Source organism: Methylomonas paludis (assembly GCF_018734325.1).
Taxonomy (GTDB): Bacteria; Pseudomonadota; Gammaproteobacteria; order Methylococcales; family Methylomonadaceae; genus Methylomonas; species Methylomonas paludis.
Genome location: NZ_CP073754.1, coordinates 95,080 through 118,729, shown reverse-complemented (window position 1 = coordinate 118,729; position 23,650 = coordinate 95,080). Strand labels below are relative to the sequence as shown.

Sequence of the window (23,650 nt, the reverse complement as noted above, 5' to 3'; positions counted from 1 at the left end):
TAGTTTAAGCGGCATGAAACCCGCTCTCGGCTTGCTGCTGATTTTGGGGATTAGCCGTTGCGCTGCGGCCACGGCTATTTCCGAAAAATCCAGAGAATTAAATGCTGTGCAATCTAAGGTGCAGCAAGTCGATTCGGAGCTGAAAAATCTGGCTGCGGAAAAAACAGCCCAGCTTGAACAATTAAAAAAGCTGGAAAAACAATACGGCGAAATGGTCAATGCCTTGATAGATATTAAAGCTGATATCAGCCGACAAGAAGCCCATTTACAAGAAACCCGCAGCAAGATTTCCAGCGCCCAGCACAATATTCAAGCACAACAGCACAGCTTGGAGGGCTTGATCAAATCAGCTTATGCCATAGGTAATCAGGAGGGTTTAAAACTGCTGTTTAACCAGCATGACCCCGGACTATCTGGCCGCATGCTGGTTTACCATGACTATATCAGTAAAGCCCGCTTAGAAAAGCTGTTGGTCATAGAGCAGGACTTTAGCGCCCTGCGCGAGCTGGAGAGCCAATTACACAGCGATACGGAACAGTTGCAGAGCAGCTTGCAAAAAAAACAGCATGAAACTGATACCTTGCAATTACTGAAAATTCAACGCGAAAAACTACTGGCGCAAACCAATAATGATTATCGGTTAAAAAACCAGGAAATGGACAGACTGGTGCAGAACCAGAAAAAATTAGAGGCGCTGCTGGCGTCATTACCAAAAACTGATGATAATGCTAGCCATGAACCCCCATCTACCGTGGAAAAGAGTCCTCAACAACTCCCGGCGCATCAGGAATCAACAGAAGTTCTGCAAGCTATTGACAAAGAAAATTCTGGTGACAAGGCTTTCTCCGCTCTGCAAGGCAAGCTACCCTGGCCGGTACCAGGTGTAATTAGTGAGCGATTCGGCCAGCGCCGTTTTGAAACAACCTGGGATGGCACTGTGATTAGTGCAAAAGAGGGTGCAGATATTCATACCATTGCTGCGGGACGTATCGTATTTGCCGATTGGTTGCGCGGTTATGGTCTAATGCTGATTGTTGAACACGATAAGGGTCATATGAGCCTATACGCATACAATCAAAGTTTGCACAAAAGCATTGGACAACACGTTAAAGCCGGAGAAGTTGTGGCTTCGGTAGGCCGTAGCGGGGGACGTTCAGATGCTGCACTTTATTTTGGCATCAGGATAAACGGCAAACCGGTTAATCCAGAACTTTGGTGCAAAAAGTCCGGGAAAGGTTGAATTTTTATAGCAAACAGGTCGTTGGAGTTTTAAAACACATGCAAAAACACAGAAACATTTTAATTTTACTGATCGGGATTATTTCTGGGGCAACCCTAAGCTTATGCAGCAGCGTGCTGGCAGAAAAAGACACGCCCCCAGCAAAAGCCGAAGAACTGCAGACCTTACCGTTTGATGAATTACGCAACTTTACTGAAATTTTTGGCCGAATCAAGCAAGATTACGTAGAACCCGTTTCTGACAAAAAACTCCTGGAAGACGCTATCCGCGGCATGTTGTCCGGGCTGGATCCACACTCAGCCTATCTGGGCAGTGAAGAATACAAAGAATTACAGGAAGGTACCACCGGCCAATTTGGTGGTTTGGGTATTGAAGTCGGCATGGAAAACGGCTTTGTTAAAGTAGTTTCACCGATAGACGATACTCCAGCTCAGCGTGCCGGTATTAAAGCCGGCGATTTGATTGTCCGTTTAGATGACAAACCGGTCAAAGGCATGTCTCTGGCTGATGCCGTAAAAACCATGCGCGGCGAACCGGGTAGCGAAATTGTGTTGACAGTAGTGCGCGAGGGCGCCGAAGCACCGTTAAAATTCGCCATTACCCGCGATATTATTAAAGTTAAAAGCGTCAAACATCGTCTGCTGGAAAAAAATTATGGCTATTTGCGGATCAGCAGCTTCCAATCCGGCACCGGTCAGGGTTTGATTGATGCGGTGAATGATTTGAAAAAAGAAAATGAAGGTCCGTTAAAAGGCGTGGTACTGGATTTACGCAACAATCCGGGCGGCGTGTTAAATGCTGCTGTCGATGTCAGCGACGCATTCCTTGAATCTGGACTGATTGTGTTTACCGAGGGCCGGATTAAAAATTCGGAAATGCGTTTTAATGCCTCTCCTGATGATGTTATTGCCGGTGCACCTATTGTGGTTTTGATCAACGGCGGTTCTGCATCAGCTTCAGAAATTGTGGCCGGCGCCTTGCAAGATCATAAACGCGCAATCATCATGGGCGAAAAATCCTTTGGTAAAGGCTCGGTACAAACCATTCTGCCTACCAGTAATGGTGCCGCCATTAAACTTACCACCGCGCGCTATTTCACCCCATCCGGCCGATCAATTCAGGCTGAAGGTATAGAACCGGATGTCAAACTGGCCCGCGTCAAACTGGAATCTATCGAAAAAACCAAATTTGAGAGCATTAAAGAAGCCGACTTGACGCACCATTTGGCAAATCCGGAAAAAACCAAGGCACCTGACGAAAGCAAAGCTATCGATAAAGACAATGACGACAGTGCTGAAAATGATGATGCCGAAAAAAACACTCGTGATTATCCATTAAACGAAGCACTCAATTTATTGAAAGGTATTGGCATCCTAAAACATTAAGGCTAACAATTCAGGCAACAAGGATGTTGCCGCCACCTGACCGACAAATCGAACAATCTGGGACAACAAACCAGATCACCGGCTTTGCTGCGGCACTTTACCGATTTTATATAGTCTGCTGTTCCACCCGGAATAGTAAAAGGGACACAACCATCACGTACTGTAACTATTACGAATCGGTTAAAATAGATTTTTAGCACAGCTTTAGGCACATGAATATTACGGCAATTTATCCGGGCACTTTTGACCCAATAACCAATGGCCATCTTGACCTGATCCATAGAGCCTCTAAACTTTTCAACCGGGTAATTGTGGCGGCAGCCTCCAGTCACGGCAAAAAGCCCTTGTTTACCCTCACCGAAAGAGTGGACATGATTAATGAGGTGGTGATGGATTTTGAAAATGTGGAAGTCATTGGTTTTGACACGCTGCTGGTGGAATGTGCCAAGAATCATCATGCTTCTGTGATTATTCGTGGCTTACGTGCCATATCCGACTTTGAATATGAATTTCAGCTGGCGAGTATGAATAGACGCTTGTCGCCGGAAATTGAAACCGTATTTTTAACGCCAGCCGAACAATATGAATTTATTTCCTCGAGCATGATTAGGGAGATTGCTCACTTTAAAGGTGATGTCTCCAGTTTTGTACCGTTTTCAGTCAGAGAACGCTTAATTAAAAAATTCTCTACGGAGCGATAAATGGCCCTGTTAATCAGTGACGAATGTATTAACTGTGATGTTTGTGAACCTGAGTGCCCAAATGGCGCTATTTCGCAAGGCGAAGAAATTTACATTATTTCCGCCGATAAGTGCACCGAATGCGTAGGTCACCACGATACCCCACAATGCATCGCTGTTTGCCCGGTTGATTGCATCAGCAAGGACCCCGAAAATATCGAGGACAAGGACAGCCTGTATCGAAAGTTTGTCCTACTGACAGCATAGACACAGCGACTAAGCAACTGTATTTATGAGCATAGTGCCTTATTCAAAAGTGCAAGTCCGCATGACGGCTCACTATTGGGAAGGCGGTTGACGATTGTCGAAACCATGGATGGTAACCCGACTCAGTTGCAACATTTAACCAAGAATCGAAATGCATCGTCAAAATTCATATAAACGAGCCATTTTTGGTGTAAGATTAGGAAATTATCAAGTTGTCTTTATAAGTTTGTTTTTATTTTAGGATCAGATATGCGCAAGCAGGTAGCATTAATTACAGGCGTAACCGGGCAGGACGGTTCATATTTAGCTGAATTCTTATTAGAAAAAGGCTATGAGGTTCACGGCATCAAAAGGCGGGCCTCGCTTTTTAATACTGCCAGGGTTGATCACATCTATCAAGACCCACACATCAAAGACCCCAAGTTTTACCTACACTATGGCGACCTCACTGACAGCTCCAACCTGACTCGGATTCTCAGCGAAACCAAACCCACTGAGGTTTACAATCTCGGTGCAATGAGTCATGTTGCGGTTTCCTTTGAATCGCCCGAGTATACTGCAGATGTGGATGGCATTGGTACCTTGCGCCTGCTGGAATCCATCCGGTTTTTAGGCTTGGAAAAAACCACCAAATTTTATCAGGCTTCGACTTCGGAGTTGTATGGTCTGGTTCAGGAAATTCCGCAACGGGAAACCACACCTTTTTATCCGCGCTCACCTTACGCAGTCGCCAAGCTTTACGCTTACTGGATTACGGTTAACTACCGCGAAGCCTACGGCATGTACGCCTGCAACGGCATCCTGTTCAACCACGAGTCGCCGCGTCGTGGCGAAACCTTTGTCACCCGCAAGATCACTCGAGGCTTAAGCAATATTGCTCTGGGTCTGGAACAGTGTTTATATATGGGTAATGTCGACTCCTTAAGGGATTGGGGACATGCCAAAGATTATGTGCGTATGCAATGGATGATGCTGCAACAGGAAAAACCTGAAGATTTTGTGATTGCTACCGGCATCCAATATTCGGTGCGCCAATTTATAGACATGGCTGCTCAGGAACTGGGTATCAGCTTACGCTGGGAGGGACTCGGCGTTGAGGAAAAAGCCTATGTTGCTGCTATTTCCGGAAATAAGGCGCCAGGCATCCAAGTTGGCCAAGTGGTTGTGGCTATTGACCCACGTTATTTCAGGCCTTCCGAGGTTGAAACTTTGCTGGGCGACCCCAGTTATGCCAAAACCAAACTCGGCTGGGAACCGCAGATTACCTTACAGGAAATGATCGCCGAAATGGTGGCATCTGATCTTCAACAAGCCCAACAACATGCTCTGCTAAAAAATCAGGGTTACGACGTCGTCGTCAGCAAAGAGTAAGCATTATGACTGACATTAATCAAAAGATTTATCTGGCCGGTCACAGAGGGATGGTCGGTTCAGCTATTCATCAACAATTATTGGCTGCCGGTTACACTAATATTGTGGTACGTACTCACGCCCAACTGGATTTGACCGATCAACAGGCGGTGCGCAGCTTTTTTGTGCAGGAAAAGCCTGATCTGGTAATTTTAGCGGCGGCCAAGGTGGGCGGTATTCATGCCAATAATATCTTCCCGGCTGAGTTTATTTACCAAAACTTGATCATGGAAGCTAATATTATCCATGAATCCTGGCAATCAGGTTGTCAAAAGCTACTGTTTTTGGGCAGTTCCTGTATTTATCCGAAATTTGCTCCGCAACCCATGCCGGAATCGGCTTTATTAACCGGAATTTTGGAAACCACCAATGAACCTTATGCAATCGCCAAGATTGCCGGTATTAAATTGTGTGAGTCTTATAACCGGCAATACGGCACCGATTACCGATCAGTAATGCCGACCAATCTATATGGTCAAAATGATAATTTTCATCTGGAAAACAGCCATGTAATACCGGCTTTGATCCGTAAATTTCATCAAGCCAAAATCGATAATGCCGCCACTGTCAGTGTCTGGGGCAGCGGCAACGCCAAACGCGAATTTTTACATGTCGACGATATGGCTGCCGCCTGCCTACATGTACTTAATCTTGATAAGGCGCATTATCAGTCGGTAACTGAACCCATGCTTTCCCATCTCAATGTTGGTACCGGTACTGACGTAACCATTAAAGAGCTGGCAGAAACCATAGGTAAGGTGACTGGCTTTACCGGTTCAATCAGTTGGGATAGCAGCAAGCCAGACGGTACACCACGTAAATTGATGGATACCACCAAAATTAACGCCTTGGGCTGGCAGCCTAACATTGATTTGGAACCCGGATTACGCGCTACTTATCAGTGGTTTCTCGACCATCAGGACGAGTTCAAAGCCAAGTAAGCCGAGCTTAGAAATTCAGGGCAGTGCCGATCAATGCTGCCCTGAATTTTTTAACGTCTTAATAAGTAGTGTAACCAATTTATTGTCCCAGAGCGTAGCACCACTGCCGGAAATACAGCACTCCGGGGTTTTGGTAACCAATGAGATCAACAAAATGGCTATCAGGAATATTGCCTTTAGCCTTTTTTGCAAAAAGCCTGTGACCGCGATCAGCGTTTGCTGAGGTAGTTCGATCAATAGGTTGGAATAAATCAGTGCTGACAATACCACAAAGATACCTACTATCCATCGCCCCCAATCCCAGCCCAGCATAAACAAGGGCAGGAATCCTACAAACACCAGCACAAAATTACTGATAAAAACCGGTTTGGTATAAGCAACAAACAAGGGTTGTTCAGCTAAACTTGCATAAATGTAACCGGTAATTAAATACACCAGCAGCAAAGGGAACAGATAATAACTGCCCATACCGGATAATATGGCGTGAACCGGCAAAGCGACTCCACCCAATAAAGACCAGCCGATAGAGGCAATACCGCCACTGATTTGATTATTATTTGAAAAATGGCGGGCATCAACCGAAAGCGAAGCCCAGATTTGCTGACTGATCAGGACATTGCCTTTATTGATCGACATAAAGACGAACATTAGTAGATTAGCGGCAATAAAGACCTGAATAGCCAAGCTTGCCTTGGCTTTACCGTAGTTAGCTGTAATGATTTTCTGAATGATGGATACAAAAATCAGTCCGCAAAAGAAAGGATAGGCTTCATGCACAAACGGTAAGACCGAGGAAAACAATATGATCAGCCCCAACACTAAAATTGCCAACCATTTACTGCGCCGGCTGTACCAACTTCTATATAAGGCTGACACCAGAAAGATTGCCAAATAGAACAGTATTTCCTTGCGAAAATAATATTCATTGGCCACTGCTATCCAAAAAAACCCGGTGGGCGCAAAGCTATACAATAAAGCGGTTTGGCGTACTTGTGGATTGATCAGAATTTGCTGTATCGAAAAACCGATAAACAAAATGCCGCTGAAAAATGCCAAATAATTGAGGGCCTGCGCTTCATGGTTGAAGTAGAAACGCTGTACCAATTCACCCACTAGACCACGCCGCACAAAACCCGCCTGGTAATTGATCATCCATTCATAAAACGCCCAAGGCGTCCAAGTAAGTTCATCCGGCTTAACTAAGGTATTCAAGCTGATCAATGTCACAGCAACAGCAGCAGCAATTAACACCGCCAAAATGATCAATTTGTCATATTTTGCAGGCTTTTGAGTTGGATTATTCGGCATAGTTGTCATCCCAACAAAATTAAAGGTAGTCCGTTAAATTTTAGCGTTTATTACAGGGAAAGCTTTTTAAACAGTGCTTCTGGAATAATTTTGATAATCAGCATGATATAGCGCCAAAAAAACGGGGTATACAGTACAGCTGTTTTTTTGTTGACGGCCGTGACGATGTCTGCTGCCACTTGATCAGCTGATGCCCATAACAAGCCTTTTTTAAAAGCAGCCGTCATTGGGGTATCGACAAAGCCAGGCTTGATGGTTAATACTGTTACCCCGGATTTTTGTAAGCGTTGCCGCAAACCAGCGCTAAAAGTGCTGACCATGGCTTTGGCGCTACCATAAACATAATTACTCATGCGACCGCGATCACCAGCCACGGAAGAGATAACCGCGATGGTGCCGGTATGCTTTTCGGCAAAGCGATTGCCTATAAGCGTCAACAAAGCGATCACCGAGAGCGCATTGGTGTTGATTTCCTGGAGGGTAAGCTCAAGCGAAACCTGACATTGCTGTTGATCCGGCAAACTGCCATGGGCAATCAGTACGGTATCCAAACCACCCAGACTTTGTTCGGCGGCGTCCAGCATGGCGCCATGCGCAGCAAAATCATTGACATCCAGGGCATAAATTTCGACTTTAGGACAGCCTCTAACCCGCAGATCCTCAGCCAGCACTTCCAGCTTCTGAGCGTTGCGGCCAACCAGAAACAAATAATCTCCAGAGACCGCCCATAACCGTGCCGTTGCTGTAGCGATTGCCGATGCCGCACCTACTATTAAAACTTTTCTCATATATCCTCAACTACTCTGCGCCAAAATGACGATGAAAACCTGGGATCCAGATAAGCACTGAACCCCTGCCAACCCGGATAACCACTACGAAATAATTGCCCTGGCATCCGGCCATCTTTTGCCGGATATAACCGGCCATTAGCCGTACTGACAATGCTATCCAGCCGGGTAAACAGTCGGTGCAGATCGGCACCGCGATTGGGGAAATCCAGCGCTAAACTGACCCCAGGCAAAGGGAAAGACAACATGCCCGGCGACTGCATATCGCCACATAATTTCAAAACTGCCAGAAAAGAACCCATACCGCTGGCGGCAATTTCCTGTAACAGTTCGGCAACAGCGGCGCGACCATATTGGCTTGGCAATACGCACTGATATTGATAAAAACCACGCGGCCCGTACAAGCGATTCCACTCTAAAAGCCCATCCAAGGGATAGAAAAACGGCTGATAATGTTGAATCTGCCGACTGACCTTGCCGATTTGTTTGTGATAATACAGCGTATTAAAGGCTTTCAGAGTCAAAGCATTAACCAAAGACACCGGTGCTACCGCCGGAAAAGTCTGGGTTTTGGGACGATAGAGCTGATCTGGATTGACTGCGGCATGATTACCGCGCACGAATAAGCCCCTGCCCAAGCTTTTACCCTTACCGGCACAATCCACCCAGGATACGGTATATTCATAATCGCGGTCTGATTGGGCTGATAAAGCAAAAAATTCATCCAGACTGGTATAACGGATAGTCTCGGCATCTATCCAGGGACTGCGAATACGGCGTAATTGCAGCTCGGCCCAGGTGATTACCCCTGTCAAACCCAAACCGCCGATACTGGCGGCAAAGTAATCCGCATTGCTGTCCGGCGCGCACAGCAAATGTTCGCCAGAACTGCGCAGCAGCTCGAAACGGCGGACATGGCAACCAAAAGTACCGGTTACATGATGATTTTTGCCGTGCACATCATTGGCAATAGCACCACCTACCGTAACAAAACGGGTACCGGGTGTCACCGCTAAAAACCAGCCTTGCGGCACTACCATCTCCAAGATTTCCGCCAATAATACGCCGGCTTCACAAATCAGTATGCCGGTAGCCGGATCAAAATCGATAAAATGGGATAGGCTACGGCATTGCAATGCGGTACCGCCGGCATTCAGACAACTGTCACCATAACTGCGGCCATTGCCATAAGGCAGCATGGTTTTGCCGGCATCGGCTGCCGAAAGATCATCAAAGCGTGAAGTCAGCGCCAATGTCTCCACTTCATACTGGTTAACACGCCCCCACGAGCTTAATATTTGTTTAGACATATGCGGCAAGCTGAAAATTGAACATAAAAGACATCAACCAAACATAATGTTGCGCTGTGACGCGGGCATTAATTATCATGCTCACCCTATCCAGATTAATCAAGAATAGGATAGGCTAAGGCAAATGGTTTATTGGCGTGCAGAAGCATTAGGCGGCTAACACTAAGCTGAAAATGAAACTATTCTCCTTGTCATATCCCTGTCTCTTTGAATTAAACATTGACCGGCATCATGCCTGAGCATTATTACAACTTAAGCCTTATTTAGTCTAATTTTTCTTTGCGTTGCTGGAACACCCTATTCAGCGACGAGACATCAATTGCCCCGGCTACATTTGCCCAGTTGGATGACAGATTGACCCAGAGTATGCCGGTTTTGCCAAAATCGGCCAAATCCCGCCTGGTTTTGTGGGATAATCTGCGGTTTTTAGCCTTGGCTTCGGCCAAATATTATAAGAATAAGAGGGGTAATTCCATGTGTTGGAGCGGAGAAGCATCGGGCGTTTTGGCGGCTGCAGGCTTAACAACGGCTGTTTACGTTGCGTATAAAGGCGAATCCAAAGAACTTTGGATCCCATTAACGTATTTTGCTTTAATGGAATTATTACAGGCCGCAACTTATGTCTATATCAATCTATGCGACAACCCTAACAATCAGGTATTGACGCTATTGGGATATTTACACATCGCTTTTCAGCCGTTTTTTGTCAATATGGTGGCAATGTATTTCATCCCTGAAAGCGTGAAATTGAAAATCCGTACCACGGTGTATACCTTGTGTGCCATCAGTTCACTGGCCATGCTGATCAAAATGTACCCATTTGCCTGGGCTGGTACTTGTGTGCCGGGTACTGAAGGGTTTTGCGGAGTGCATACCTGCTCGGTATCGGGAGAATGGCATATCGCCTGGCAAATGCCGCTCAATGGCCTGATGTCAGGCCCAGTCGAGTGGCTGCTGGGCTATAACTGGGGCCTGCATGCATTTTCATATATTCTGGCGGCGTTCTATTTACCGCTTATTTACGGCTCCTGGCGCTTTGTCGGGTTTCATTATTTGATAGGCCCGTGGATTTCGGATGTCACCACCAATGATCCTAATGAATATGCTGCCGTCTGGTGCCTGTTTTCGATAGCATTGTGCGTTTCGGTGATTAAAACCCCGATCAGAAAGCACTTACATGTAAAAAAATGGTTCTTCTATGAGAGAGAAGTTGGCGACAACCTTTGATAATCAATAAACTATGACCATAAATCACCAGGAAATTCTAGATGCGTTCTGGTTTCGTCACGCTTGCAAGGAGTTTGACGCCAGCCGCCAGATCACTAATACCGATTTTGATTTGATTCTGGAAACGGCCAGATTGTCGCCCTGCTCGTTTGGCCTGGAACCCTGGAAATTTTTGGTGGTGCAAAATCCGCAGTTGCGGGAAAAACTGAAACAACATACCTGGGGTGGGCAAAAACAGCTGCCCACTGCCAGTCATGTGATAGTGACGCTGCTGCGCAAGAGCCGCTACATGCGTTATGACAGCGACTATGTACAAAACTTTATGCGGGTAGTGCAGCAATTTCCTGAAGAAGCCATCCAAGCCCGTTGCCGGATTCTGGAAAAATTTCAGCGTGAGGATTTTGCCTTACTGGATCAGGAACGTTATATGAGTGACTGGGCGGGTAAACAAACTTATTTACCCCTGGCCAATATGATGACAGCGGCAGCATTAATCGGCATAGACTCATGCCCGATTGAAGGCTTTGAGAAAACCGGTGTGGAGCAGGTATTGGCTACCGAAATGGGTGTTGATTTGCAAGGCTGGGAAGTAGCCTATCTGCTTGCATTCGGTTACCGTAAAGTTGAACCAGCCCGACCAAAAACCCGGCAAAGCCTTACCGACATTGTAGAATGGTTTTAGGATCAGCCTGCCAAAATTTGATTTAACGGGAATGTGGACGACGCACCGCGCTGAAGTGATGATGCCAATAGGGATCCTTTAAATCCGACACGATGACTTTACCGCGATGTTTACTGGCTGCGTGCACAAAGCGGTCATCACCCACATAAATACCTACATGCGATAGCGGTCTTTGACCTATGCTGAAAAACACCAAATCACCCGGTTGACGTTCATCCATTTGCACCGATGGCAACTGATTACCCAATGACCAGGTATCACGCGGCAATTTTAAACCCTGCTTGTTATAGACATAATAGACCAAACCACTGCAATCAAAGCCTTCGTCCGGGGATTCCCCACCCATCACATAAGGCTGGCCCTGTAACTGCAAGGCATCGTTGACCACCTTGTGATGCAAAGCTGTACCACTTCGGGTATCGGGCCCCAAAGACAGTTTTTTACTGCTGCTACAGCCAAACAACTGCACTAATATAAAAATCAGTGCTAAAAGCTGGAAATGCCGTAAAATGGGCTGGGTGTACGTCATCTATTCAGTCTGATATTTGCTGGTGATTGATGTTAGCCCATTTGGCATTCCTCAAGCAGGAAATGTTAAGTTGAGCCACCTATTTCATTATTAATTTTGTGAGTATTACTACATTTTATACGACAAAATTATCTGTAAATTCCCCCTCACACCGGATATTTCCTAGCCTTACATACATGGCACATAGCTTGCTTTGTTGTGATATTCGCAGCCGACCCACACCACAGCAGCGGATATGTGCCGTTTTTTATATCGATTTGGAGTCAATTATGCCTGAAATTTTAGTTATCATGGCGCTGCTGTTTGCAGCCTATGTTTTTGTACCTTCCGCCTGGTTTAGCAAGTTTACCGGCAAAGCCCCAAGCGTGCTGGCCACTATTGGTGAAAACCCTGGAAAATCCGGCGTATTGCCGGAAGATTCGGCCTTGAAACGGCACTTTATTACCCAATTACGCAGTGAAGTGCTGCTTGGACTGCCGCCACGCCCTACTGACTTTAGCTTACAACGCCACTACGACACTTTGGTAGAGGCTGAAGTTAGCCGTCGTTTAAGCGCCTAAGTTCATCATGCCTGCGGGCGGATTAGGGCAAACGCCTGAAACGCCTGCTGCCAGACCAACCGTCTGTTTAAGTTTCCTGAAAAAACACTTGGCTCAACTTGGTCAATGTTTCCCGCTTGGGAATATCGGTATATACCCCTAGCCCTGGCAGACCGATGTTCATACCCCGCACAAACAAATACATCACACCGCCAAAATCCCGCTCATATCGGTAATCCGGCAAACGCTGGCGCAAATAGCGGTCTATCACCAAGGTATAAAGATAATATTGCAGTCCGTAGTTGTGTTCACGCATGGCATAGCACAAAGACTCAGGCCGATAATTGGCCAAGCCATTGCTTTTATAATCAATGATATAGTATTTACCTTGATATTCACAGACCAGATCAATAAATCCGGTCAGATATCCGCGTAACTGTTTCTCGGATAATGATTGATATACCGGTGATTCTGCCAGAACTTGATTAATATGCTGAGTATGTAAGGGCTGCATGGCCAAATAAAACGGCATTTCCTGCAAACAGCGCTGCTGATCGACATCTTTCAGGCAAAAACCCGGTTCAACAGGCAAACAGCTATTGACTACCTGGTACAGTAAATCATCCAGTATTGCCGGATTATCCAGCCGCAAACCATAACGGCTTAGGGCCTGATTACGCTGCAAGCTGATATCCGCCCTGATCGCCAACTGTCTGAAGCTGATATTCTCCAATAAACTGTGGATGACATTGCCGGTTGCGGCTCCTTTGGGCAAATCCTGCCCGGAGAAGGCTACATCATCAGGTTCTGCCGATTTATCAAGCGGAAATTCCGGTATTTCTGCTAAGCTCAGTGCCGACAAAGCCGTATAGCTACTCATCTGCCAATCGGTGAATAAAACCCGACGGCGCGGTCTGCAGGCTAGTAAGGCGCGGGAAACCGGCTGTTGCAGACGGCCCAGTACCTGAGCATCAACATTGATCAGCCGGTATTGAAAACGACTCGGAAATTGGCAAGCCAAGCCCTGTAACACCTGACTCTGGGCGGCAAAATCCATATCGGCAAATTCCAACAGATAAGCCATAGCACTATCATTGGCTTTCTCTTTACTGCGTAAATCCGCCCAAGCCAGATAGCAACGATACTTGGCGCGTGTGACGGCCACATAAAACAGGCGCAGATCTTCGGCCTGCAGTTCAGCCAGCGCCTGCTGTTCCCGCTCTGCATAGTGCTCACTGCCCAAATCAGCGATCATCACGCCGTTTTCGTGACACTGAATGAATTCCTGACGGTTTTTCCGGCCATTGCTCTGCCATAGATTCGGACAAAACACGACCGGGTATTCCAATCCCTTGGCACTATGCAGTGTGACTATATTGACTGCATCGGCATCGCTTTCCAGACGCAACTGAAATTCATCATTATTATGCGTCTCGGCAGTCTGTATGGCATGACGCAACCAGTCCAAGGTTTTGTTGATGGTCAGATGCTCATCAATACTGACTTGCTGCAACCGCTCCATAATATGATACAGATTGGTCAATTCCCGTTCGGCCTGAGGCTCGCTGCTGAGATGTACTTCTACCTGCTCACAATCCAGCAGTCGCTGGAGCATAACCAGTAATCCCTGCTGCTGCCAAAGCTGATGATATGTCAAAAACCGGCTAAGCCAGTCATCCAGGGCGGTTTCATCCTGAAGCAACTGATAAAGCCCCTGCCCATCCAAGGCAAACCAGTTGAGCGTTAAAGCCTGTTTCAGTGCGGCAATGTGTCCTGGCTGGGCCACGGCCTGTAGGACAATAAACACTGCCTGGGCCTGAGCCGATGCAAATACCGATTGCTTGCTGTTCAGAATCGCCGGAATGCCGGCAGCCTGTAATGCCTGCTGATAGGCGGCGGCCTGACTATTGGTACGCACCAGCACGGCAATATCTCCGGCTTGCAATGGCCGCCGGCCTTGACGACCTGCCTGGCAACTGCAGTTGATCAACAAGTCCAGAATTTCATTAACAACTGCCTGACACAGAATATCCCCGGCTTTTGCCGCCGTCCAATATTCTGGACCATCCGGATTTTTGGCTAATTGCCATAACACCAGCGGTGCCGTGTCATCCAGCTGGCCATCCTCGGCACTACGGCCAGCCTGCACGGCATGAAATGGCAGTTGCCCGGATAAAAAGGGTGCGGGCCGCTGAAACAGACGATTGACGGCTGCCACTAATTGGGGATGAGAGCGCCAATTATGCAACAGGGTATAGTGGTGTTGGGCTTGGTCGCGTGCCGCGAAATAAGTAAAGATATCGGCACCACGAAATTTGTAAATGGCCTGTTTGGGATCGCCTATCAAATACAGGTAATGCGGCGGAGTAAATATTTGCGAAAAAATCTGCCATTGCAAATGATCGGTATCCTGAAACTCATCAATCAAAGCCACTTTGAAGCGTTGCTGTATTTCCTTAACCAGCAAGCGGCCTTTATCGCCCGCTAAAGCTGCCGACAAGCGGCTAATCAACTGATCAAAAGACACGCTATGGTTTTGCTGCAAGGCTTTATCCAGCTGTTCGCTCAGATACTCCAGCAAAGCCCTGCGCAGGATGACCGCCAATTGTTGCAGGCCGTGCTGCAACTCGTCAAACACAGCGCTATCCAGGTGTAAATTCTGCAAATACTGTTGTTTTTGTTGCTCAGAGCTGGGTTTGAGTTTCCCCGGCATAAATTTTTTGCCATTCAGCCCCGCGGTGATACCGGCACTGCTTAGCCAGCCCACATCAACCGGTTGTGTGGCTGGATCGGCCAGCCAGGCCTGTAAAGCAGCATAATTATCCGTAAAGGTCTTGACATAAGAGTCTTTAAATTTACCGTCCGCCCAGGCAGCGGTCAATATGGCGGCCATCTGTTCGGCGGCCTGGCCCGCCACCCCGAACAGACGCTGTAGCGCATCCAGTTGCGCATCCAGATCAAGCTCATCGGGATAGGTGGTTTGCTGAATGACTATGCCTTTCAAGCTGGCTAACAGCGCATCTGGAGTAGCATATCTGGCGGTCAGCAAACTCACTTGCCAAACCGGACGCTGATAAATCTGCCGCCGCCAAAAATCATCGGCACAATTTTGACGCACTGCGGAAATATCACCCGTCAACTCACAGTCAAACAATTCGCCGCTCTCCAGGGCGTGTTCGCTGAGGATGCGCTGACAAAAACTATGGATAGTAAAAATGGCCGCCTGATCAATATCCAGTAATGCCAGGTCCAGACGCAAACGGATGGTGTCGGCATCCAGGCTTAAACCGGCTAACCAGCGCGATAAGGCCGGGTCGATATCGGCAGCTTCGCCGGCCAGTACCCGGCGTGCCTCTGCCAGGCGCAGCCGAATCCGGTCTTTTAACTCCGCAGTGGCCGCCTTGGTAAAAGTTACCACCAGCAACTGTTTGATGTCCACCTCACGCTCTACCACAAACCGCAACACCAGCATGGCAATAGCATAGGTTTTTCCGGTGCCGGCACTGGCTTCGATCAGATTGATACCCGGCAACAGCTCGGTACGAGTTGCATCAAACTCATACATTTCCATTGGCGGCACTCCAAGCTGGCGCGATCAGAGTTTGGCACAAATCGGCAAACTCGTTGTTGAACACTTCTTCCAGTGACCGACCTGCCAATAACTGGCTGATGTCCGGTTCATAACCATTGTCGATCTGTTCCTTAACCTGAGCAATAACTTTGCTAAGAGCGGCATCGGTATTTTTCTGCTGAACATAGTTGAATGCTGCTTCAGTGAAAAATCCATCGGGACGCTGCAGACCCTGTATATAAACAGCTAACAGACCGAGTAACAGTTCTTCGTTACCTAATTCGGCAGGAAACACCAAGCTATGATCCTGGCTAAGTAAATAGGTATTTTGCCGCTGGATTTGATTGATAATTAAATGATGCAGCCACGCACAGATTAAGTCTTTGCCTTTCAATTTACTGTACCGATAAAACAAGCTGGCGTTGGCATAAATATGCTCCAGCTTACCGACCAAATGAAAGCGGCCCAAACGCAGATCGATGACCAAACCGGGTTGGGCTGGGCCCAAGCCTAATTGCCTGATCTGCTCGGCAAAATCCTGCATTTTGGGCTGTTCACGCTGCCAGACGATTTCGCCCAAAGTTCCCGGCAACCACAGTCCTTGCGCCTGTAATTTGCTCAATTGCAAATCGCCGCCCTGCAGAATTTCGGCTATCCATTGCTGCTGAATGGCGTAGCGGCTTAAGCCATCCAGTTGGAACGGCTCTCGTTCTTCAGGCTCTGCAGCCCATTGCGGCATGCGTACCCCCAGTTGTTGCAAAAAGAAACGCTGGGGGTGCCGATAAAAATCGAATAAATCGCTTATGGCAATGGTTTGTGATTCTGCGAGCGGCACCACACCTTGCCACCAGGGCTGCTGCGCCACTGGCTCGGCATTTAAGCAGCAAGCCGTGGCATAGTCATTCTCGGCATAACTGAATAAGCGCGACCGACTGTTGTCAAAATACCGGACGCTAAACGGATGCAAAGGATGGTCGATGACCAGATCATGTAATTGATAAGCACTTTGCAACACTTCAAGTAACTCAGTGACGATCACCGAAGGCGGCAACCGGCTATTGTCCTGCTGTGACTGGCCGATATAAGTAATGATAAGCTGGCGGCGAGCTGAAAGCAGAATTTCCAGAAATTGATATCGATCATCGGCACGCCGGGAGCGGTCGCCCAGTCTGGGCTGTTGGGCGAGCAGATCGAAACCGGGATTGCGCTGGATGCGCGGAAATTCGCCGTCATTCATGCCCAGCAGGGCTATGACCTGAAACGGAATGGATCGCATCGGCAGCATGGCGCAAAAAGTCAATTGGCCGCGCAAAAAGCCATTGGCAGAAATACTTTCATCCAGCCGGCCATTAATCCAGGCTAACACCACGGCCAGATTCACTGCCGGCTGATGAATCTCGGCCAGTTCGGCCAATTCACTCAGCAAGTCATTGAGCGGCTGGCGTTCCACTGGATCGATATTACTGAACAGCCGGTCGGTATAATTACTTAATAAGGTATGCCAATGCAACAGGCTATGCGCCGCCTGCGATTCGCTACTAGCCTGAAACAGCAGTTGCAAGAAATCGTTAAGTCCGCCCAAGGCCTGACTGGACGAACCTTCGATGTCGGGATAAGGTAACACGCCTGCAACAAAATCATGCTCACTACCCACCGCATAGCCCATAAACAAACGCGCCAGCGCCGCCTGCCAGGTATTTTGTGCCAGCGGCGGTAAGCCCAGGCTTTGCAGGTGATCGGCGGACTTTCCCCAGCGGACCTGGGTATCGCTGATCCAATAACGTATCAGCTCCATATCATCCTGATTCAGACCAAAATTTCTGTATACCACTGGCTGTTCCAGCAAATCCAACACGCTTTGCCAGCCAAAACGGCTTTGCGATAGCTTTAAAAACCCTAACAAACTGCTCAAACAGGCATTGACGATACGCAGGCTGCGATCGGCTATGGCGTGCTGGATATCGGCAAATACCGCACTGATAAATGGCGCGTAGCATTGAATATCCGGGGCCATCACCACAATATCACGCAAGGCGATATCCGGCTGCTGTTCCAGAATCTCCAGCAGCTGATTTTTGAGTACCTGTACTTCGCGCAAACGTGAATGACAGCTATGAATACTGATAGTGCCGTCTCTGCTGAGCTGTAGATCCGGACTTTGGTTGGTGAGAATATCGTTTTGCAGATGTTGCAGATTGCTGGCGGCAGGACTGACTTCAAAACTGCTGGGCTCAAAATGAAATTGTGCCTGTTCCAGCAACAATTGTTGAAACTCGCGGCCTTGCTGTCCCAAGCTGACCAGCAAGGGATGGCCGTTAAAATCGGCCAATTGTTTTTGTAGGTGTTTACTGGGTAAATCCGCCCAATATTCCTGAACCGGATTGAAAATGTATAAATGCACGTCACAATGCTGCGACAAGGCTTGCAGATAGGATAATAATAAGGGCGGCATGTGATTGATGCCAAACACCGAAACTCGTTCCGGCAGGATTCTGGCATACTGGGCCGGTCTAGCCTGCTGTAACAGCTTAATGCTTTGTCGCCATAATTCGCCACGATGTTGCGGACCAATTTCGGCTGTGAGCATTTGCCAAAGCCGGCATTGCCAGGCAACGGTATCTGATTGATCCCGGCAATGGCCTTGTTGCCAGTTATCCAGCACATCCGGACGCAACAATTGGTATTGATCGTATAGATTGGCCAATTGCTGGGCTAACTGATAACGTTTCAGTTCAAGATTATCGCCACTCAAAAACACCTGCAAAGGCTGAAAAACGTCACCATCCAAATCGCGCAGCAGTTTATCGAACTGCCAGACCAGAAACTGACGGTCAAAAGCCCGGCTATCCTCAGCGGCATTTTCATGCAATTGTGTGGTTAAGTTATTAAAAAATGCCCCTGGAAACAAATATTTAAAATTGGCCCAAACCTGAAAATGTTCGGCTAATTGCTGGGATAGCCAGCGCTCCATACCCTGACTTTGAATTAGAAACACTTCCTGAGCAAATGGGCTAGCCAACGGTGCGGATTTGAGCACCGCGACCAGATGTCCGACCAGATTTTCAGTTTTATTTGAACTGTGCAGAATAAACATGGCGACTACCATAACAAACTGACATGGACTTGTCAGCAATGGTAGCAGCCAGTGTCAGCTTACTGCATCCAGATTTTCGTTTTCGTAAATGCGCAGTTTTTTCCAGTTGGCAAATTTACTGTCATCAAAGGTGGCATCATGATCGATAGCATGTTCATAACAGCTACGGAATAACCGTGCCGTACGAAAGGCATGTAATTCGTCATCAGCGGTAACCGTCTGGACATTGCCCACCTGAAAGGTTTTATTGCGGGACTTGCCGTCTTTAACCCAAAACACTGTGTAGCACAGATAACTTTTATCTTTGCGGTGATCGAATTTAATGGTTCTGGACACCCCGGTAACTCCGGTAGTGGTCTTGTTTTTAGGCGGTTTCAAAAACCGGGTTTTGCTGCCTTTAAGTACCACTAACATTTGGTCGCGCCAAGTGATGGCCGCTTTCAGGGATTTGGTTTTGCTACCCCAGAGTTTGTGGGAAAAATACCGGCTGCTTTCTTTGCCGCGCCGCACAATACGCACTTGAAAACCGAAAGCATCCGGCTCGGTAATGTGTTTAACTTTTGTCATGCTTCATCTTCAAAACTACTAAAAATAAAATTAAAAGCCCGCACAGCCAGAACTGTAGAACGAGCGGCCACCGCTTGTAAGCTAGGGCTTACAAATTAACGCGAATTTGTCAGTTGCGCAAGTAGATTTTTCACGTTTTATTAGATGATTACCTAGTAATTTAGTGTAGAATAACACCCGTCCTTTGAATTGAGGCATATATAACATCGCAACATATTGTTTTTTAAATGATTTTGGAGAAAATCGATGAGCGTTTTAGTAGGTAAGCAAGCACCTGATTTTACAGTTCCAGCAGTTTTGGCTGACGGCCAGATCGTTGACTCTTTCAGTTTTTCCGAAACAACCAAAGGTAAATACGCTGTAGTATTTTTCTATCCGCTGGATTTTACCTTTGTCTGCCCTAGCGAACTGATCGCACTGGATCACCGTATAGACGAATTCACCAGCCGTGGCGTAGAAGTAATTGGTGTGTCCATAGATTCACATTTTACTCACAACGCATGGCGTAATACCCCTGTCAACGCAGGTGGTATCGGCCCTGTCCGTTACACCCTGGCCGCAGACATAAAACACGAAATTGCCAAAGATTACGACGTTGAATCTGCAGGCGGCGTTGCTTACCGTGGCAGCTTCCTGATAGACAAAGCCGGTGTGGTACGTCATCAAGTGGTTAACGATTTACCACTGGGCCGTAATTTTGACGAATTACTGCGTACTATTGATGCCCTGCAATTCCACGAAGAACACGGCGAAGTTTGCCCAGCAGGCTGGAAAAAAGGCGATGCCGGCATGAACGCCAACCCTGCCGGTGTTGCAGAGTATTTGACCAAAAATGCTGACAAGCTTTAAGTAACTGCTGACTTAATCGGCAACCATCAGGCGTATTGCTTGGCAATACGCCTGATTTTCTAGCGCTGCATTTATACTGCTAAGGGCTGCATATAGTTAAGCGGCTTTCAACGTTTCTGCCTGACGACCTAAGGCCCCTTCCCGACCAGCTTCGGCAATCTGCATAATTTTTGCTGCCTGTTCCTCGGCCACCGCCAGATCACGCAAGCTATCCACTAAATGTTCCAGCATGATATCGTAATGAAAATCGTCCGGCCCCAGCTTCATCAACCAGCCGTGGGCATCACATAACAAGGTGATGGTGCGAATTTCCCGGCCACCGACGATATCCAGCAAAAAGCCGAAATCATTGCCGGTCACCAAACTGGGCTTGTAATTATTTCTGGCAAACGATGCCATAAAATAAGCTTCCAGCAAATCGTGTAGTTGTTCTGAGCTAGTATTAGTGCTGCACACGGCTGCTTTAACATAGCTGGCCAGAGCTTCAGCCTGTTCGGCGGCGGATCGGGCGTTAAAAAAGCGGTTGATGCGGTAATCGTCCAGCATTTTTTGGTACAAAGCCAGGGTAATCTTGTTAATCAGGGTTTCATGGCCTAACAAGAGTAAGGCGGATTTTTGGGTGGTTATCGCGTTCATGACATGCTCCTGGTGTAGTTATTTTTATGGGCTTGTCTAGTTTTCCTGTTATTTCAGCAATGTCAAATATTTAGGGCAGTTTGGGGATTTTTTTGCTAAAAAACTGCCGTGCCTATGCTTCGAAACGGTGGGCGATATCTTGCATGATCCAGATAAGCGCCACCCCGGCCAGAATAAAGCCGATCTGTTGCAATGAGGTTTTTAAATCGGTTTTTTGATGCAGCGTGGGGATAAGATCAGCCACTGCGATGTAAATAAAGCTGGAAGCGGCCAAGCTAAGAAAATAAGGCAAAATACCGTGCAAATCGCCCAGACTTAACCAGCCCAACAGTCCGCCGACTACTGTAGCCAGGCTGGATAAGACGTTATACAACAAAGCCTTGGCTTTTGTATAACCGCTGTGCAGCAATATGGCAAAATCGCCGACTTCCTGTGGTATTTCATGGGCAGCGACCGCCAGACTGGTGACGATACCCAGTTGGACGTCGGTCAAAAAGGCGGCAGCGATCAGTACACCATCGACAAAATTATGAATACTGTCACCCAGAATAATAAACACACCGGCGGTGTGTGGCCGAGTCGACACATGCTGAGCGCCGCCATGATGAGTGTGTGATTCTTCACCGTGGGCTTCGCAGGCATGAGAGTGGCAATGCCGCCAAACCAGCAATTTTTCCAAAACGAAGAACAACAGGATACCTAACAGTATGGTGGCTGATACGCTGGGGATATCCTTGACGGCTACTTCGGCAAAGGCATGGGGTATCAGGCCGCAGAAAGCCCCGGTTAATAAAGCGCCTGTGGCAAAACTGATGCCGTGCGGCAATAACTTTTCCTGGGATGACTCCGACAACAATAAAAACAGACTGGCTGCCAATACGCTAAGTATGCCGCCAAATGCTGTAAATAAAACAATCAATACCAATAAACTCAAAATTAATCTCTCCAGATCAGACTGGCCATGCGACCGGTTTGTGCACCATCGCGGCGATAGGAATAAAAACTCAGGGGGTCCGCCACCGTGCACCGGTCGCCGCCATAAATGTCTGTAATACCATGAGCGCTAAGGATGATACGCGCCAATTGATAAATGTCCGCCAGCCATTTGCCGCCATGCGTATCACGAAAAGCGGTGTGGGCTCCAGACAGGGTTTCCAGAAAAGCATCTCTGACATCAGCACCCACTTCAAAATGTTCCGGGCCTATAGCCGGACCTAACCAGACTTGAACATGACTACATTTCATCGACTGCAGGGTCTGCTGAATGACCCCGGCCTGCAAGCCCCGCCAACCGGCATGAGCGGTTGCTATTACCTTGCCCTGATCACCGCAAAGCAGTAGCGGCAGACAATCGGCAGTCAATACCGCACAAACAACACCGGCCTGATCGGTATAACTGGCATCTGCCTGCACCAAACCGCAACTGGTATCAGCTTTAATGACGTTTACCCCATGCACTTGCTGCAACCAGACCGGCTCAGCGGGGAGTTTCAGCATATCCCGGATGATTTGCCTATTGGCCAGCACATGCCCGGCATCATCATTAACGTGGGTCGCCGGATTCAGGCTGGCATATGCACCTGTGCTGACACCGCCGCTGCGCAAGGTAACGGCGGCATGAATATGTGCCGGCAATGGCCAGTCCGGTTTAATCCAGTTCATTTTCAGCCAGGACTTTTAACAGATATTGCATATCTGCCGGCATCTCTAATTCCCATTCCATATATTCACCGGTTTCGGGATGTTCCAAACCCAGTTTGGTGGCGTGCAGCGCCTGACGTTTGAAATTACGCAAGGCTTCGGCCAGTTCCGGGCTGCAATCAGCCGGCATTTGAAACCGACCACCATAAACTTGATCGCCTACCAGAGGATAATTGATATGGGTCATGTGCACTCTGATCTGATGGGTGCGACCAGTCTCAAGTTTGACGCGAATCAGGGTGTGGCGTTTGAAGCGTTGTTCCAGCCGATAATGGGTTACCGCTTCCTTGCCGTCACGGCGGACGGTATTGCGTTTACGGTCAACCGGATGCCGGCCTATGGGTTCATCGACACTACCACCTGCGGTCATCCAGCCTTTGACCAAGGCCAGGTATTCTCGGACAATGCTGCGCGCCTGAAGCTGTTCGACCAGGCTGTGATGGGCCTGCAAGGTTTTGGCTATCATCAGCAAGCCGCTGGTTTCTTTGTCTATCCGGTGCACAATACCTGCCCTGGGCAGGATATTCAGATTAGGATCGTGATTCAGCAGCGCGTTAACCAGCGTGCCATGCCAGTTACCGACGGCGGGATGCACGACCAATCCGGCGGGTTTATTGACAATTAAGATGGCCTGATCTTCGTAAATAATTTGCAGGGGAATATCTTCGGCATCATTTTCCAGAACCACTTCCGCTTCAGCATCCAGTTCGATTTCTTCGCCGCCATCCAGTTTCTCGCGGCCTTTCAGAGCCACACCATCCACCTGCACCCGGCCGGCCTTGATCCAGAGTTGCAGCTTGCTGCGCGAATAGTCTGGGAATAGTTCCGCCAGGCACTGATCCAGGCGCATGCCGGCCAGTTCCTCAGGAACCCTTGCTGTTAATATCGTCATAGTCGTTTTTAAGTTATACTCGCTGTCTGTTTGC

22 protein-coding genes are annotated in these 23,650 nt (G+C 47.9%); 10 read left to right on the top strand and 12 right to left on the bottom strand.

Annotation, left to right across the window (positions count from 1 at the left end; all coding sequences use genetic code 11):
- The first annotated feature begins 13 nt into the window (after positions 1–13).
- The 6 genes from KEF85_RS00535 (at position 14) to fcl (ending at position 5,923) form a co-directional block, all read left to right on the top strand.
- Positions 14–1,240, top strand: coding sequence for a murein hydrolase activator EnvC family protein (locus KEF85_RS00535; RefSeq protein ID WP_215582561.1), 1,227 nt, complete (start codon positions 14–16; stop codon positions 1,238–1,240).
- A gap of 38 nt (positions 1,241–1,278) precedes the next feature.
- Positions 1,279–2,625, top strand: a complete 1,347-nt coding sequence (locus tag KEF85_RS00530) for a S41 family peptidase (RefSeq protein WP_215582560.1) — start codon at positions 1,279–1,281, stop codon at positions 2,623–2,625.
- 212 nt (positions 2,626–2,837) lie between these two features.
- Entirely contained in the window at positions 2,838–3,326 is a 489-nt protein-coding gene (coaD, locus tag KEF85_RS00525) for a pantetheine-phosphate adenylyltransferase (RefSeq protein WP_215582559.1), read from the top strand.
- Entirely contained in the window at positions 3,327–3,572 is a 246-nt protein-coding gene (locus KEF85_RS00520; protein ID WP_215582558.1) for a YfhL family 4Fe-4S dicluster ferredoxin, read from the top strand.
- 249 nt (positions 3,573–3,821) lie between these two features.
- Positions 3,822–4,943, top strand: coding sequence for a GDP-mannose 4,6-dehydratase (gmd, locus tag KEF85_RS00515; protein WP_215582557.1), 1,122 nt, complete (start codon positions 3,822–3,824; stop codon positions 4,941–4,943).
- A 5-nt stretch (positions 4,944–4,948) separates the two neighbouring features.
- Entirely contained in the window at positions 4,949–5,923 is a 975-nt protein-coding gene (fcl, locus tag KEF85_RS00510; protein ID WP_215582556.1) for a GDP-L-fucose synthase, read from the top strand.
- A 30-nt stretch (positions 5,924–5,953) separates the two neighbouring features.
- Here fcl and KEF85_RS00505 read toward each other — a convergent pair whose 3' ends face one another.
- From KEF85_RS00505 to KEF85_RS00490, 4 genes are all read right to left on the bottom strand, one after another.
- Positions 5,954–7,231 (bottom strand): hypothetical protein, encoded by a 1,278-nt coding sequence (locus KEF85_RS00505; RefSeq protein WP_215582555.1) that lies wholly within the window; start codon positions 7,229–7,231, stop codon positions 5,954–5,956.
- Positions 7,232–7,281: 50 nt separating this feature from the next.
- Positions 7,282–8,019 carry an SDR family oxidoreductase gene (locus KEF85_RS00500; RefSeq protein WP_215582553.1) on the bottom strand — a complete coding sequence of 246 codons (738 nt, stop codon included), beginning with the start codon at positions 8,017–8,019 and terminating at the stop codon, positions 7,282–7,284.
- Positions 8,016–9,329, bottom strand: coding sequence for an FAD-binding oxidoreductase (locus KEF85_RS00495; RefSeq protein WP_215582551.1), 1,314 nt, complete (start codon positions 9,327–9,329; stop codon positions 8,016–8,018). Before KEF85_RS00495 ends, KEF85_RS00500 begins: the two co-directional genes overlap by 4 nt.
- A gap of 263 nt (positions 9,330–9,592) precedes the next feature.
- Positions 9,593–9,775: a hypothetical protein gene (locus KEF85_RS00490; protein WP_215582549.1), complete on the bottom strand. Its 183-nt coding sequence runs from the start codon at positions 9,773–9,775 to the stop codon at positions 9,593–9,595.
- Between the two features lie 28 nt (positions 9,776–9,803).
- Between KEF85_RS00490 and KEF85_RS00485 the strand changes: the two genes are divergently transcribed.
- Positions 9,804–10,556: a DUF5765 domain-containing protein gene (locus tag KEF85_RS00485; RefSeq protein WP_215582548.1), complete on the top strand. Its 753-nt coding sequence runs from the start codon at positions 9,804–9,806 to the stop codon at positions 10,554–10,556.
- 13 nt (positions 10,557–10,569) lie between these two features.
- Positions 10,570–11,238 (top strand): NAD(P)H-dependent oxidoreductase, encoded by a 669-nt coding sequence (locus KEF85_RS00480; protein WP_215582547.1) that lies wholly within the window; start codon positions 10,570–10,572, stop codon positions 11,236–11,238.
- A 22-nt stretch (positions 11,239–11,260) separates the two neighbouring features.
- Here the strand turns inward: KEF85_RS00480 and KEF85_RS00475 are convergent, their stop codons facing one another.
- Positions 11,261–11,767, bottom strand: coding sequence for a C40 family peptidase (locus KEF85_RS00475; protein ID WP_246535001.1), 507 nt, complete (start codon positions 11,765–11,767; stop codon positions 11,261–11,263).
- A 269-nt stretch (positions 11,768–12,036) separates the two neighbouring features.
- On the opposite strand from KEF85_RS00475, the gene KEF85_RS00470 reads away from it, so the two are divergent.
- Positions 12,037–12,327 (top strand): hypothetical protein, encoded by a 291-nt coding sequence (locus KEF85_RS00470; RefSeq protein ID WP_215582546.1) that lies wholly within the window; start codon positions 12,037–12,039, stop codon positions 12,325–12,327.
- 67 nt (positions 12,328–12,394) lie between these two features.
- Here the strand turns inward: KEF85_RS00470 and recB are convergent, their stop codons facing one another.
- The 3 genes from recB to KEF85_RS00455 are packed head-to-tail and all read right to left on the bottom strand — an operon-like array spanning position 12,395 to position 19,538.
- Positions 12,395–15,877 carry an exodeoxyribonuclease V subunit beta gene (recB, locus tag KEF85_RS00465; protein WP_215582545.1) on the bottom strand — a complete coding sequence of 1,161 codons (3,483 nt, stop codon included), beginning with the start codon at positions 15,875–15,877 and terminating at the stop codon, positions 12,395–12,397.
- On the bottom strand, positions 15,864–18,971 hold the full coding sequence (recC, locus tag KEF85_RS00460) for an exodeoxyribonuclease V subunit gamma (protein WP_215582544.1): 3,108 nt from the start codon (positions 18,969–18,971) through the stop codon (positions 15,864–15,866). Before recC ends, recB begins: the two co-directional genes overlap by 14 nt.
- Before the next feature lie 54 nt (positions 18,972–19,025).
- Positions 19,026–19,538, bottom strand: coding sequence for a hypothetical protein (locus KEF85_RS00455; protein ID WP_215582543.1), 513 nt, complete (start codon positions 19,536–19,538; stop codon positions 19,026–19,028).
- A 246-nt stretch (positions 19,539–19,784) separates the two neighbouring features.
- Between KEF85_RS00455 and KEF85_RS00450 the strand changes: the two genes are divergently transcribed.
- On the top strand, positions 19,785–20,387 hold the full coding sequence (locus tag KEF85_RS00450; RefSeq protein WP_215582542.1) for a peroxiredoxin: 603 nt from the start codon (positions 19,785–19,787) through the stop codon (positions 20,385–20,387).
- A 96-nt stretch (positions 20,388–20,483) separates the two neighbouring features.
- Here KEF85_RS00450 and KEF85_RS00445 read toward each other — a convergent pair whose 3' ends face one another.
- The 4 genes from KEF85_RS00445 to rluD all read right to left on the bottom strand — a co-directional run bounded on the left by KEF85_RS00445 (position 20,484) and on the right by rluD (position 23,616).
- Positions 20,484–21,023 carry a globin family protein gene (locus tag KEF85_RS00445; RefSeq protein ID WP_215582541.1) on the bottom strand — a complete coding sequence of 180 codons (540 nt, stop codon included), beginning with the start codon at positions 21,021–21,023 and terminating at the stop codon, positions 20,484–20,486.
- Positions 21,024–21,135: 112 nt separating this feature from the next.
- Positions 21,136–21,957: a ZIP family metal transporter gene (locus tag KEF85_RS00440; protein ID WP_215582540.1), complete on the bottom strand. Its 822-nt coding sequence runs from the start codon at positions 21,955–21,957 to the stop codon at positions 21,136–21,138.
- A gap of 2 nt (positions 21,958–21,959) precedes the next feature.
- On the bottom strand, positions 21,960–22,685 hold the full coding sequence (gene pgeF / locus KEF85_RS00435) for a peptidoglycan editing factor PgeF (protein ID WP_215582539.1): 726 nt from the start codon (positions 22,683–22,685) through the stop codon (positions 21,960–21,962).
- Entirely contained in the window at positions 22,672–23,616 is a 945-nt protein-coding gene (gene rluD, locus KEF85_RS00430; RefSeq protein ID WP_215582538.1) for a 23S rRNA pseudouridine(1911/1915/1917) synthase RluD, read from the bottom strand. Before rluD ends, pgeF begins: the two co-directional genes overlap by 14 nt.
- Positions 23,617–23,650: the final 34 nt, after the last annotated feature.